14 protein-coding genes are annotated in these 12,001 nt (G+C 71.6%); 2 read left to right on the forward strand and 12 right to left on the reverse strand.

Annotated features, from left to right (window positions below):
• On the forward strand, positions 1-1,039 hold a 1,039-nt coding region (locus KBZ04_RS08295), incomplete at its 5' end, for an alpha/beta hydrolase family protein (protein ID WP_254991483.1).
• A 27-nt stretch (positions 1,040-1,066) separates the two neighbouring features.
• On the opposite strand, the gene KBZ04_RS08300 is transcribed toward KBZ04_RS08295, so the two are convergent.
• From KBZ04_RS08300 to KBZ04_RS08310, 3 genes are all read right to left on the reverse strand, one after another.
• On the reverse strand, positions 1,067-2,086 hold the full coding sequence (locus KBZ04_RS08300; protein ID WP_254991484.1) for an ABC transporter permease: 1,020 nt from the start codon (positions 2,084-2,086) through the stop codon (positions 1,067-1,069).
• The gene (locus KBZ04_RS08305) at positions 2,083-3,666 is read right to left on the reverse strand and encodes an ABC transporter substrate-binding protein (protein ID WP_254991485.1); all 1,584 of its coding nucleotides are present in this window, start codon (positions 3,664-3,666) and stop codon (positions 2,083-2,085) included. The genes KBZ04_RS08300 and KBZ04_RS08305 overlap by 4 nt, the downstream gene beginning before the upstream one ends.
• Before the next feature lie 104 nt (positions 3,667-3,770).
• A complete protein-coding gene (locus KBZ04_RS08310) occupies positions 3,771-4,553 on the reverse strand; it encodes a hypothetical protein (protein ID WP_254991486.1) in 783 nt (260 codons plus the stop codon).
• 182 nt (positions 4,554-4,735) lie between these two features.
• Here KBZ04_RS08310 and KBZ04_RS08315 point away from each other — a divergent pair, with 182 nt between their 5' ends.
• Positions 4,736-5,563 carry a hypothetical protein gene (locus KBZ04_RS08315; RefSeq protein ID WP_254991487.1) on the forward strand — a complete coding sequence of 276 codons (828 nt, stop codon included), beginning with the start codon at positions 4,736-4,738 and terminating at the stop codon, positions 5,561-5,563.
• A gap of 24 nt (positions 5,564-5,587) precedes the next feature.
• On the opposite strand, the gene KBZ04_RS08320 is transcribed toward KBZ04_RS08315, so the two are convergent.
• From KBZ04_RS08320 to KBZ04_RS08360, 9 genes are all read right to left on the reverse strand, one after another.
• On the reverse strand, positions 5,588-6,904 hold the full coding sequence (locus KBZ04_RS08320) for a homoserine dehydrogenase (RefSeq protein WP_254991488.1): 1,317 nt from the start codon (positions 6,902-6,904) through the stop codon (positions 5,588-5,590).
• 33 nt (positions 6,905-6,937) lie between these two features.
• Positions 6,938-7,357 carry a SufE family protein gene (locus KBZ04_RS08325; RefSeq protein WP_254991495.1) on the reverse strand — a complete coding sequence of 140 codons (420 nt, stop codon included), beginning with the start codon at positions 7,355-7,357 and terminating at the stop codon, positions 6,938-6,940.
• Between the two features lie 18 nt (positions 7,358-7,375).
• Complete coding sequence (locus KBZ04_RS08330; protein ID WP_254991489.1) at positions 7,376-7,849, reverse strand: hypothetical protein; 474 nt, start codon at positions 7,847-7,849, stop codon at positions 7,376-7,378.
• A 7-nt stretch (positions 7,850-7,856) separates the two neighbouring features.
• The gene (locus KBZ04_RS08335) at positions 7,857-8,033 is read right to left on the reverse strand and encodes a hypothetical protein (protein WP_254944116.1); all 177 of its coding nucleotides are present in this window, start codon (positions 8,031-8,033) and stop codon (positions 7,857-7,859) included.
• A 69-nt stretch (positions 8,034-8,102) separates the two neighbouring features.
• On the reverse strand, positions 8,103-8,699 hold the full coding sequence (locus tag KBZ04_RS08340) for a 5-formyltetrahydrofolate cyclo-ligase (RefSeq protein WP_254991490.1): 597 nt from the start codon (positions 8,697-8,699) through the stop codon (positions 8,103-8,105).
• Positions 8,696-9,178 (reverse strand): crossover junction endodeoxyribonuclease RuvC, encoded by a 483-nt coding sequence (gene ruvC, locus KBZ04_RS08345; RefSeq protein WP_254991491.1) that lies wholly within the window; start codon positions 9,176-9,178, stop codon positions 8,696-8,698. Before ruvC ends, KBZ04_RS08340 begins: the two co-directional genes overlap by 4 nt.
• A 10-nt stretch (positions 9,179-9,188) precedes the next feature.
• Complete coding sequence (gene bchI / locus KBZ04_RS08350; RefSeq protein ID WP_254991492.1) at positions 9,189-10,274, reverse strand: magnesium chelatase ATPase subunit I; 1,086 nt, start codon at positions 10,272-10,274, stop codon at positions 9,189-9,191.
• Complete coding sequence (locus tag KBZ04_RS08355; protein ID WP_254991493.1) at positions 10,271-11,740, reverse strand: DUF3370 domain-containing protein; 1,470 nt, start codon at positions 11,738-11,740, stop codon at positions 10,271-10,273. Before KBZ04_RS08355 ends, bchI begins: the two co-directional genes overlap by 4 nt.
• Positions 11,737-12,001: serine hydrolase (locus KBZ04_RS08360; RefSeq protein ID WP_254991494.1), on the reverse strand; the 265-nt coding region annotated here is incomplete at its 5' end. The genes KBZ04_RS08360 and KBZ04_RS08355, both read right to left, overlap by 4 nt.

Raw genomic sequence — 12,001 nt, forward strand, 5'->3', positions numbered from 1 at the left:
GCTGCCGGAGCGCCGCACCGTCCCCTTCGCCTTCGGAGAACGCACCTCCCTGAGGGCCCGCCGGCAGGGGTTGGTGGTGGCGCACCGCCCCCTGCCCCTGCCCCTGGAGATCTGGTCGGCGCAGGCCCCGGCGGGTCAGAGGGGAAGCGTGTCACCGGACCGGCCCTGGCTGCTGATGATGCCCGGGCTGGGGGGCAACGCCGACCAGTTTGGCTGGCTGGCCGGTGAGCTGGCCGAACGGGGCTGGCCGGTGGTGGTGGTGCAGCACCCCGGCAGCGATGGCCCCGCCCTCAAGGCCGCCCTCGACGGCCAGCGGCCCCCACCGGGAGCCGAGACCCTGGCCGTCCGGCTGGCCGACATCAATGCGGTGCTGGCGGCCCAGCGCCGGGGTGAACTGCCGGTGCAGGGCAAGGGCGTGGTGCTGCTCGGCCATTCGATGGGGGGCCTCTCCGCCCTGCTGGCGGCCGGGGTGGTGCCGGAGCCCGGCCTGGGGGAGCGCTGCCGCAAGGCCCTCGATCGGCTGCCGATCGCCAACCCCTCCCGTCTGCTGCAGTGCCAGCTTCCCAGCACCCAGCTGCCGGAACGCTCCGCCCCCCCCGCCGACCTGCGGGGGCTGGTGCTGCTCAACGGCTTCGGCAGCCTGCTCTGGCCCCGTCGGGGTCTGGCCTCGCTCGGGGTGCCGGTGCTGATGGTGGGGGGCAGTCTCGATCTGGTGACTCCCCCCCTGGAGGAGCAGCTGCGCCTGTTTCTCCAGGGGCGGGATCCCCGCAGTCGCCTGGTGATGGTGGAGGGCGGCAGCCACTTCTCCCCCGTGCGGCTGATGCCCACCGATGAGGTGCTGTTCCGGCTCGATGCCGAGCTGGTGGGGGTGGATCCGGCCAGGGTGCAATCGGCGCTGCTGCGCCTCACCATCGAGTACCTCCACACCCTGGAGCAGCCCCTGCTGCTGCCCGCCCAGCGGCGGGTGCACCAGGGGGTCACCCTCGACGTGCTCGATGCCGCCGCCGCCCGGCGCTGGAAGGCCGGCCTGAATCCCTGATCCGGGGCCCCAGCCCCAGCCCTGAACTCAGAAGCGGATGCGTGGATCCAGCAGGGCCACCACCAGGTCGACAAGCACCGACACCAGCACCACCAGGGCCGCAACCACCACCACGATGCCCTGCACCAGGGGGTAATCGCGCTGGGCGATCGCTTCCTGCAGGCGGAAGGCGATGCCGGGCCAGGAGAAGGTGACCTCGATCAGCAGGGCGCCGCCGATCAGGGAGGCCACCGTGATGCCGGTGATCGTGAGTACGGGCAGCAGGGCGTTGGGCAGGGCATGGTGCAGCACCACGCGCCGTTCACTCAGGCCGCGGCTGCGGGCGGCCTCCACGTAGTCGGAGCCGAGGGCACGGCGCAGGTTGAGCCGCAGGGCATTGGTGAAGATGCCGCTGAGCAGCAGGCCCAGGGTGGCCCCCGGCAGCACCAGGTGGCGCAGGCTGCCGCCAAGCTGTTGCCAGTTGCCGGCCCTGAGGCTGTCGAGCAGGTAGAAGCCCGTGCCCTGCGGCGGCATCAGGGTGGCGGGGAAGCGTCCCCCCACCGGCAGCCAGCCCAGCCAGACGGCGAACACCAACTGCACCACCATCGCAGCCCAGAAGGGGGGCAGGGCGTAGGTGCCGATGCCGTAGAGCCGGCCGGCCAGATCGAGGCGCCCCTCGGGGCGGGCGATGCCGCTGAAGCCCACCGCCAGACCCACGATGGCGGCCAGCAGCAGCGCCACCACCCCCAGCTCCAGGCTGGCCGGCAGGCTGTCCTGGATCAGGCGGGTCACCGGTTCGCCGTTGGTGAGCGACTGGCCCAGATCGCCCCGCAGCAGGTGGCCCAGGAAGCGGCCGTACTGCTCGGCCAGGGGGCGATCCAGGCCGAGCTGGGTCCGCAGGGCGGCGCGGGCCGCCTCCGGGGCGCGGGTGCCCAGCAGGGCATCGATCGGATCGCCGGGGGCCACCCGCAGCAGCAGGAACACCAGCGAAGCGATCAGCCAGAGCATCAACGGCGCCAGGGCCAGCCGGGAGGCGAGGTAGCGCGCCAGGTCGGAACGGCGGCTCATGGCAACCGGGCTCCGTCGGCGGCGCTCAGACGGCGCAGTTCGCCCAGCCGCACCCGGCCGGATCCGTCGAAGCGGGGCTGGCTGACACCCAGACCGCCCCAGGCCGCCGGGGCGCTGAGCCACACCGGCAGGTAGGGGCTGGCGGCGGCGACGCGGCGTTGGATGGCCACCAGCAGGGCGACCCGCTCGGGGCCGTCCAGCTGGCTGCTGCGCAGCAGCTCCGCCTCCAGCCCCGGCGCCGTCCAGAAGCTGCCGCCCAGGACGCTGTTGCCCTTGAGGCAACGGTTCCCCTCGGCCTTGCTGCAGGACAGCAGCGGCATCAGGAAGTTCTCTGCATCGGGATAGTCACCGATCCAGTCGTAGAAGAGCATCGTCAGGGCGCCCTTGTCGAGCTGGGAGTAGGCGGTGGTGGCCTCCATGCCGGTCACCTCCAGGGTCACGCAATCGCCCAGGTCGCGGCGCAGCTGGGCCTGCCAGGTGAGGGCAAACAGACGGTCGGTGGGGATGTCGGAGCGGTAGGTGAGCGGCAGGGTGAGCACCTTCCCCTGGCAATAGCCCGCCTGGCGGTAGAGGACGCGGGCTTGGGCGGGGTCGTAGGCCGGCCAGGCGCTGGGATCGGAGCCCGGCAGGTCCGGGGGAATGAGCTGGCGCTGGGGGGAGCGCAGCCCCAGGGTCACCCGCCGGACGATGGTGGCCCGATCCAGGCTGCGGGCCACGGCCTGACGCAGGACCGTGCGGTTCAGTGGCGGCTGGTCGCTCAGCAGCGACACCAGGGCAATCTCCTGGGATGGACCGATGGCTTCGCGCAGGCGACCGGCGGCGGCGTCCCGGTGCAGGGCCTGCTGATGGTCGATCTCCAGACCGCTGTTGAGCAGCAGGTCGACCTCGCCGCTGCGCAGGGCCCCGAACAGGGCCGTGGAGTTGCTCAGGGTCACCAGGTCGATGCCCGCGTTGGCCGGCCGCCTGCCCCAGTAGCGGGGCCAGGGGGTCAGCCGCTGCTGCTGGCCGCCGAAGAAGGCCAGGGCGTAGGGGCCGGTACCCACGAAGCGGTCGTTGAGGGGCTTGTCGCGGTGCCGCCGGTAGGCGGTGGGGGACACCGGGGTCAGGAAGATGGCGCTGAGCAGCCGCGGCAGCGGGCTGAAGGGGCGCTTCAGCACCAGCTCGATTTCGTAGGGGGCGGTGACCCGCACGCTTTCGACCCGTTCGCCCAGCTGGTAGCCGAGGGTGCCGATCGCCATGAAGCGGCGCAGGGAGAACGCCATGGCGTCGGCATCGAAGCGGGTGCCGTCGTGGAAGAGCACCCCCCGGCGCAGGGGGATCCGGGCCCGCAGCCCATCGCCGCTCAGCACCGGCAGGGCGGTGGCCAGCCGCGGCTCGAGCCGGCCGTTGCTGTCGATTGCGTAAAGGGGGTCGCCGAGGCCGCTGAGCACCTGCATGACACCGATGCGGGAGGCCTGCACCGGATCGAGGGAGTCGATGCGGCTCTTGGTGGCCACGATCAGGGACGGGCTGGTCCGCCTCGGCTGACAACCCGCCAGCAGCGGCAGAGCCAGCAGCAGGGTGGTGAGGCTCGCCGCCATGGCGAACGCTGTTTGGCCTGTTCTCCCCCTGGACGTCGGCAAGACCCTGCGATCCGGTGGGGCCCATTCAAGCGGCCTGCCTGCGCTGGGCTCGGTGGCGGTGGTCAGGGGGCGCGTCGGTTCGACTTCGGGCGTCGCCCGAGCAGGATCTCCAGCCGCCTGCCCAGCTGCTGGAGCAGGGTGAGCGAGGCCCCCGGCCGCTGGGCACCGGCGGCAAAGGCCACGGCAAAACCCAGCGCGGCGATGCTGACCCTGGCCACCCCCTGGCCGAGGGCCCAGACGTCGGTGGGGGCGGGGCCGCCGATCCGGCCGGTAGCGCGGGTCTCGGTCCGCTGGAGTTCATCGAGCAGGCTGCGTTTCAGCTCGCCGAGGGGGAGGCTGAGGGCCGCCGCAGGCAGCTGGGGGCGGGGGCCCTGGAGTCGGGAGAACCGGGTCTGCAGGTCCTGGGGGCTGGTGGCCGCTTCGATGGCCTGGCGGATCACCGTCACCCGCTCGCCGAGCATGGTGCGCTGCATCGCCTGGGTGCCCTGCGCCTGGGAGAGGACCCGCCAGGTGGCGAAACCCTGCAGGGGCACCAGCAGCAGGAAGGCGACCACCACGACGATCGCCCATTGACGGGCTATGGCCAGCTGGGCCCGCAGGAAGCCGTTGGCCGGTTCGATGTAGAGCCCCAGGTGCAGCAGCAGAAATCCCACCAGCGCCAGCAGGGAGGTGTTGATCATGCGGTTGGTGAACCGCAGCTGCCAGGCGGGATTCAGCAGTTGCAGGGGCAGGGAATCGACCAGAACGAAGGCCAGAAACACCAGCAGCAGCCCGCCTCCGCTCCAGGCGAACAGGCGGCCGAAGCTGGCGATGTGGTCCTCGCGACTGGCGGAATAGTCAGGCATCCGTGGTCGGTTCGCGGAGGTGGAACAGGGCAGGCCGGCGGCCCAGACCTTAGGGGGGCTGACCGGCGACGTCAGCGGCGTTGCGCCAGAGCCCCCACGACCACCCTCCCAGTGCCACTTAAGGAGGATGGCGAGCTTCCTGAGTGCTGCCTGATAGATTGGTGAGACTTGTTTAGGTCTCCATGGTGCGCCCCTTTACCCTCGGTGCCCTTCCTCTGGGTCGTTTCCGCCCCTCCGTCCACCTTTACCCCCCGCTGCTGCTGCTCACCTGCCTGGTCGCCAGCACCGCCGCCCCCGCCGTGGGCAGCCTTCCCAACGAAAGCCTGGGAGCCCTGGAGGAGCTGCGCGAGCTCCTGACTCCAGGATTCGGCGCCTCACCTGAGTACCTCGTCGGGTCCGGCGGGATCGGCCTGGCCAACCCCGTCACGGGCCTGGTGGTGCCTCCCTTCCAGTACAGCGTTGCCCCTTACGAGGTGAGCGTCGATGGCTTTGTAGTGCCCTCCGGCGTCTTCCTGGCCCGTTCCGGCATCGCCACAGGCGGCAGCCTGTTCCGGTTGAGCAGCCCCCTCTCGTTCCTCTGGCCCGGTACCGCCTCCACCCCTGGGGCGCGGCTCACCTGGCAGGCGGGCACCCTGTTCGACAACGTCTTCAACGGGGCCACCGGAGGCTTCGTTCCCTTCCGGATCGTGTCAGTCGGCTCCTCGGAGCAGGACGCATCCACCTCTGACGCCCTGGAGCTTGCCATTGCCGCCGAGCCCGCCGGCGAGAATCCCGGCCAGCGGCAGGTTGGGGACGTGTTCGAAACCGCCCCGCTGCTCCCGGGTACGGAGCTCCCCCCAGGAGCCCCCACCGACCAGCTGCCCGGCGACCTTCCCGATGGTCCCGGCGAGGGGCCCATCGCTGAGGGCCCCGATCCAGCCTCGGTGCCCGGCCCCCTGCCCCTGGCCGGTGTGGCCGTCGCCTTCCGCTTCAGCCGCCACGTGAGGCAACGCCTCCGCCAGGGGCGCTGAACGGCGGGACGGTTCAGGACCGGCTCAGAGGGTCCGCAGGCAGGCGGCCACCCGCTCCACACCCTCCAGCGCCTCGATTGCGGCCAGGGCTTCGCGGAACCGGTCTTCGCGCACCTCGTGGGTGATGACGACGATCTCCGCCTCCCCTTCCCTGGCGTCGAGCTGCACAATCGACTGGATCGACACCTCGGCCGCTCCGAAGCAGGTGCCGATGCGGCCGATCACGCCGGCCTCGTCGCGGGTGCTGAGCCGCACGTAGTTGCGGTGGCGGCTCAGGGAGCCGTCGACCAGGGTGCAGTGGCGCCAGCTGCTGGCGGCCAGCAGGGGATCGAGGCCGGCCTGGGGGCCGCCCACCTGGCGGATGCCAGCGATGTTGAGGATGTCGGCCACCACCGCTGAGGCGGTGGGACCAGCCCCGGCGCCTGGGCCGAAGAACATCACCTGCCCCACCGGATCCCCTTCCACCAGGATCGCGTTGTTGACCCCATGAACCCCCGCCAGGGGGTGGTGCTTCGGCAGCAGGGTGGGATGGACGCGAACGTCCAGGGCCACCCCATCCGGCGGCCCGGCCGGGCCGTCGTCCGGCACCCGTTCGGCCACCGCCAGCAGCTTCACGACAAAGCCGAGCTGGGCGGCATAGGCCACGTCACGGGAATCGAGCCGATCGATGCCTTCGGTGGCGATGCCGCCGCGCTCCACCGGCCCGCCGTAGGCCAGCCCCGCCAGGATGGCGATCTTGTCGGCCGCGTCACCCCCCTGCACATCGGCGGCGGGATCGGCCTCGGCGTAGCCCAGCCGCTGGGCGTCGGCCAGCACCTCGGCGTAGGCCGCCCCCTCATCGGCCATGCGGCTGAGGATGTAGTTGGTGGTGCCGTTGATGATGCCGCTGACCCGCTGGATCCGGTTGCCGCCCAGGGACTGCTTGATCGGCTCGATGATCGGGATGCCGCCGCCCACGGCGGCTTCGATCAGCACGTAGACGCCCTGGCTGGCGGCGGCGGCGGCGATCTCCTGGCCGTAGCGGGCGATCACCGCCTTGTTGGCCGTGACCACGGGCTTGCCGGCGGCGATGGCGCGCAGGAACAGGCTGCGGGCCGGCTCCAGGCCCCCCATCACCTCCACGACGATGTCCACCCTCGGATCGTCGATGACCGCCTCAGGGTTTGTGGTGAGGCGCTCCGGCGGCAGGGTCAGCGGGCGGGGGCGCTGGAGGTCGCGCACCGCCACCCTCTCGAGCACCAGCTCGCCGACCAGCGGATGCCGGCCCTGGGGACTGGCCAGGATCGCCGCCACGCCGCTCCCCACCGTGCCCAGCCCGAGCAAGCCGATGCCGATGGTCATGGGCTGCAACCCCACAAACCACCATCCTAGAAATCAATCGGCCTGCAGCTGCCTGGCCTGGGCCTGCATGGTGCGCAGGATGTTGAGAAAACCGTTGGCCCGCGAAGGCGTCAGGCTCGCCTGCAGGCCCGTCGCGGCGATGAAGGCGGGATCCAGCGCGGTGGCCTGCTGCGGGGTCATCCCTTCCAGCCCCTCGATCAGCAGCGCCAGCAACCCCTTGGTGATCTGGGCATCGGAATCACCGCGCCAGTGGAGCTTTCCCTCCTCCAGCTGCCCCACCACATACACCTGGGAGACGCACCCTTTCACCTTGAAGGCATCCAGGCGCAGGTCGTCCGGGAAGGGCTCCAGCTTCTTGGCCAGCCACAGCACGTACTCGTAACGGCGGCGCGGGTCGCTGGTGCTTGCCAGGCGTTCCACGATCCGATCGAGGGCGGGACTGCCGGTGGCCATGGACGACAAGGAAGGGACTCAGGACGGACGGCGCGGCCTCAGCATCCCGGCCAGTCCGGCCACGGCGAGCACGCCGAGGGGGGGCACCAGGGCCCAACCCTCCGCTTGAGGGTAGGAATGGGAGCGGCTCACCCGTGCGGGCTTCGAAGGGGTCGCCGCGGGCTCGGGCAGCTCGAGGTAGTCCCGATGGCCGGGGCCCGCATCCACCTGCACCTCCCACTGGCGGCTGGCCTGGGGCGGCAGGGTGAAGACGATGCTGCCGGTGGCGTCGGTGCGCCCCAGTTCGATCGGCGTACCCCCGTCAGGGGGCACGAGGCGCACGGCGGCATCGCTGGCCGGCTGGCCGCTGGAGAACTGACTCTCGAGGCGGAGGGAGTTGCTCAGGCTGGTGAGCCGCTCCAGGCTGCTCTCGATGGCGTGGGCTCGTGCCTGGGAGGGGGCCAGCACCAGGGAGGCCAGGCCGATCAGCCCAGAAACAAGGAGGGGCTTCATCCGCAACTCAGTTGGACTTCCAGCGACTATCGCTGCTTTTGCCCGCCTGGACCATCCTGGCGACCGAGCTGACCATCATCGAGAGGGCGTCGCTGGAGGCGCCACGGGTCTGAAATTCGGAGGTCATCACCCGCTCGGCGGCCGTCAGGGGACGGTTCTGGAGCGACGAGAGGATCGAATCCAAGGACGGCACGGATGCACTGCGCCGATCCTGGCAAACCAACGGAGGATTGGCCCGATGGCGGCGCCATCGTTACGAGCTTGCAATCTTCCGGCGCCCCGCCTCGGTGAGGTGACAGTCCCGTTCATCGATCCAGCCGTCGAAGGGGATGTCCCAGGGATCGCGGGGCAGACGTGCCGCCGTGCAGACGGCGGGGAGCACCGCCAGGGCCGGCACCGCCGCCCACTGGGGATCGGCCCGCAGCCGGTCGTACCAGCCACCGCCCGATCCCAGCCTCAGGCCGCAGGGGGCCACCGCCAGGGCGGGCACCAGCAGCAGGGCCATGGCCTCCGGCGGCCGGTGCGGCCCGAGCGGAGCGGGAATGCCGCAGGCGTCGTCGGCGAGGGGATCGCCCGGAGCCCAGCCCCGGTACACAAGCCCGTCGCCCGCCACCGCCGGCAGGGCCAGCCAGCCGCCCCAGGGCTGGGCCAGGGGGCGCAGGTCGGGCTCGCTGCCCAGGGGCCAGTAGAGCCCGAGGTCTCCGCCACGCCCAGCCAGCAGGGCGCCCAGGTGCCGTTGCGCCGTCGCCAGGATCCCCGGGGCGGCGGTGGCGATGCACTGCCGCCGGCGGCGGCGGAACAGGCGCCGCAGCTCCTCCTTGGAGGTCCCTTCGCCGGCGGGCGAGCTCACCGCTGAAACCAGCCGGTCAACGCCACCGCCAGGGCGTCGGCGGCATCGTCGGGTCGGGGTGGGTGCTCCAACGCCAGCTCCCGCATCACTGCCGCCAGCACCTCGTCCTTCTCGGCGTGGCCCGAACCCGCCAGGGCCAGTTTGATCTGCATCGGCGGGTACTCCACCACCGGGATGGCGAAGCGGGCCAGGGTCATCATCACCACCCCCCGGGCCTGGACCACGGAGATGGTGGTGCTGGAGCGGTAGAAGAAAAACTTCTCCACCGCCGCCAGCTCGGGCCGCCAGCGGCGCACGATCACCCGCAGATCGCGGGCGATCTCCACCATGCGGTCGCCGTCGCTGCGGCCGGGTTCGGTGCGGATCATGCCGCAGTCGAGCAGGCGCTGGTGGCCGCCGCCGCCGGCGGAGCGACCCTCCACATCGATCACCCCGTAGCCGACGCGCGCCAGGCCGGGGTCGATGCCAAGAATCCTCACACCGCGTTCCTCACCCCGCCAGGGCCAGCTGGAAGGCGGCGGGGTCACTGCCGGCGTGGTCGAACACCTTGCAGAACATCTTCACCACCCGATCCCCGGAGTCGATCTGCTCGAGGGGGTCCTTGCGCAGGCGGTGGCGCAGGCAGCAGGCCACGACGCGGGCCACGTCGTCGTCGCTCACCTCCAGGTGGCCCTCGAAGGCCGCCAGGGCCCGGGCCGCCCGGTTGGTGACAATGTCACCCCGCAGGCCGTCCACATCCAGTTCGCCGCAGACCGCCGAGATGCGAACGCGCAGGTCGTCGTCGATGCGCACCTGGGGCAGCCGCTCCTGGGCTTCCACCACACGGGCCTGCAGGGCCTCCTGGGTGCTCTGCAGCCGGTCGCTGAAGCTGTCGGGGTCGGCATCGAAGCTGGTGCGCTGGTCCACCACCTGCACCCGCAGCTCGGGATCGCGCACGGTGCGCACCTCCACGCTCATGCCGAAGCGATCGAGCAGCTGGGGCCGCAGCTCGCCCTCCTCCGGGTTGCCGGAGCCGATCAGCACGAAGCGGGCCGGGTGGCGCACGCTCACCCCCTCCCGTTCCACCGTGTTCCAGCCCGAGGCGGCCGAATCCAGCAGCACGTCCACCAGGTGGTCGTCGAGCAGGTTCACCTCATCCACGTACAGGAGGCCGCGGTTGGCCTTGGCCAGCAGCCCCGGCTCGAAGGCGCGCACGCCCTCGCTGAGGGCCTTCTCGATGTCGATGGTGCCGCAGAGGCGGTCTTCGGTGGCCCCCAGCGGCAGGTCGACCATCGGCACCTGGCGGGCCTCCACCGGCAGCTGTTCGCCCCGCTCGGCCCGCTGGCGCACCTCGCTGCTCTGCAGGTCGGGGTCGCTCGGGGAGCTGTTGTAGGGGTCGCCGGCCACCACGTCGATCGCCGGGAGCAGATCGGCCAGGGCCCGGATGGTGGTCGATTTGCCCGTGCCCCGGTCGCCCATGATCATCACCCCGCCGATGCGGGGATCGATCACGTTGAGCAGCAGCGCCAGCTTCATCTCCTCCTGACCCACGATGGCGGTGAAGGGGAAGACCCTGCGCTTCCTGGTTGGCGTCACGGACGGCTTGCGGGCGGAGCCCCGGATTGTTTCACAGCCGCCCCTGGGGCCACCGGCGTCGTCACCGGAATCAGCGACAGCACCTGGGGCGGGGTGGCGTCCGCTGGGTAGATCAGCCGCACCCGCAGTTGCCGCTCCTGGCCGGGTCGCAGGCTGACCGTGCCCAGGGTGGGCCCCTCCTGGCCGGCCCGCAGCACCAGGTGGAAGCGGCGCCGTCCACCGGGACCGCCGGCGTCGTTGTCGAGGCCGCTGACCTCCACGGTGCCCCGGAACATCACCGCCCGCGCCGGCGTGGCGTTGAAGCGCAAGCCTCCCAGGGGCTGGTCGGTCTTGATCGGCGATTCAAGGGCCAGAGCGAGCTTCGATGGCTTGGTCGTGTCGTTGCGCAGCGGCAGGCTGAGGTCGTAGGTGACGCCGTAGTTGCCGTGGGCTGCCCAGGCGGTGCCGGGATAGAGGGAGCGCAGGGGGGCCGTCTGCACCTGGCCGGTGCCCAGGGTGCCCCGCTCCAGGGACGCGATCGGCCAGGAGATCGGTGCCCGGCTCACCGACAGGGTCGGCCGGCCCGGATCGGTGATCCGCCCCACCCAGGCGCTGCCCTCCTGCACCCCGCTGACGCGGGAATAGATCATCGGACCGCTGGCCCCCCGGGGGCTGGGGCTGTGCTCCTTCGGGCTGAGGCCGCCCTGCAGCAGGCGCTGCCAGACGGCTGGATCCGGCGGGCGATCCACGGGGCCGAAGGCGGCCAGGGTGGCCACATCCACCGGAGCGTCGCTGTGGAGGCGCAGCTGCAGATTGAGGCCGTTGAGCAGCGGATCGAGGCCGCGCACCGGCAGCGGCAGCACCATCAGGGTGCTGAGCCGCCCCGCTGGCAGCGTCCAGCCCTCCGGCACCAGGGGGCTGCGCTGCCGGGCCAGCAGCTCGGTGGCCACCCGGCTGCCGGGGCCGGCCCAGATCGGCGTGCTGCCCTGCTCCATCAACGCCGGCAGGGGCAGGAAGGGGGCCGAGGGCTGGTCGGGGTCCACCGACTGGGACAGGGCGGTGGAGCCGGCCACGGTCCGCAGCTTCACCGGGCCGCTGCCCCGCGGGGCCGCCACCACCGCCAGCCAGAGGGTGGAGTCGAGGCTTTCGGGGGTGCCGGCGTAGATGTGATGGCTGAACAGCTCGAAGGGGCCGCTGAGGGCGGCGTTCAGGTGCGCCGCCGGCACGCCCAGGGGCCGGCCGTCGTAGCCCCGCTGGCCATCGAACGTGGAGAGCAGGATGCCGGGCCCCTTGATCACCTCGGGGTTGTTGTCGTTCAGCATCGGCACCGCATCCAGCCGGCCGGGCAGGGGCGCCACCGTGCCCGGTCGCAGCACCGGTGGCGCTGGGGCGGGCTTCGGAGCTGCGGACGGCTGCGGTTGGGCCAGCAGGGGACTGACCAGGGCGGTCAGCCACGGCAACAGCAGGGCGGGGAGGACGGCTCTCACTGGCTCTTGACGAGGGTCTTGGCGACGGCGCCGGCCATCGCCCGGATCAGTTCGGCCGAGCGAGGATCGTTGAACGGTCCCTTCACCATGAAGGCCGCCACGGCACGCTGGCCATCCGGCAGCTGGATCAGGGCGGCATCGGCGTAGGCGATGCCGATGTCGCCGGTTTTGTTGTAGACGGTGATGCCCTTGGGCAGCAGCTCGCTGTCGGGATCGGGGGCGTCCTTGCCCATCCCCATCAGCAGGCCGAGGGGGATCAGG

The sequence above is a fragment of the Cyanobium sp. N5-Cardenillas genome, from assembly GCF_024345515.1.
Taxonomy (GTDB): Bacteria; Cyanobacteriota; Cyanobacteriia; order PCC-6307; family Cyanobiaceae; genus Cyanobium.

Coding starts and splice junctions, on each gene's coding strand:
- KBZ04_RS08300 (WP_254991484.1), bottom strand. CDS start 2,086: ATGAGCCGCCGTTCCGACCTGGCGCGCTACCTCGCCTCCCGGCTGGCC.
- KBZ04_RS08305 (WP_254991485.1), bottom strand. CDS start 3,666: ATGGCGGCGAGCCTCACCACCCTGCTGCTGGCTCTGCCGCTGCTGGCG.
- KBZ04_RS08310 (WP_254991486.1), bottom strand. CDS start 4,553: ATGCCTGACTATTCCGCCAGTCGCGAGGACCACATCGCCAGCTTCGGC.
- KBZ04_RS08315 (WP_254991487.1), top strand. CDS start 4,736: ATGGTGCGCCCCTTTACCCTCGGTGCCCTTCCTCTGGGTCGTTTCCGC.
- KBZ04_RS08320 (WP_254991488.1), bottom strand. CDS start 6,904: ATGACCATCGGCATCGGCTTGCTCGGGCTGGGCACGGTGGGGAGCGGC.
- KBZ04_RS08325 (WP_254991495.1), bottom strand. CDS start 7,357: ATGGCCACCGGCAGTCCCGCCCTCGATCGGATCGTGGAACGCCTGGCA.
- KBZ04_RS08330 (WP_254991489.1), bottom strand. CDS start 7,849: ATGAAGCCCCTCCTTGTTTCTGGGCTGATCGGCCTGGCCTCCCTGGTG.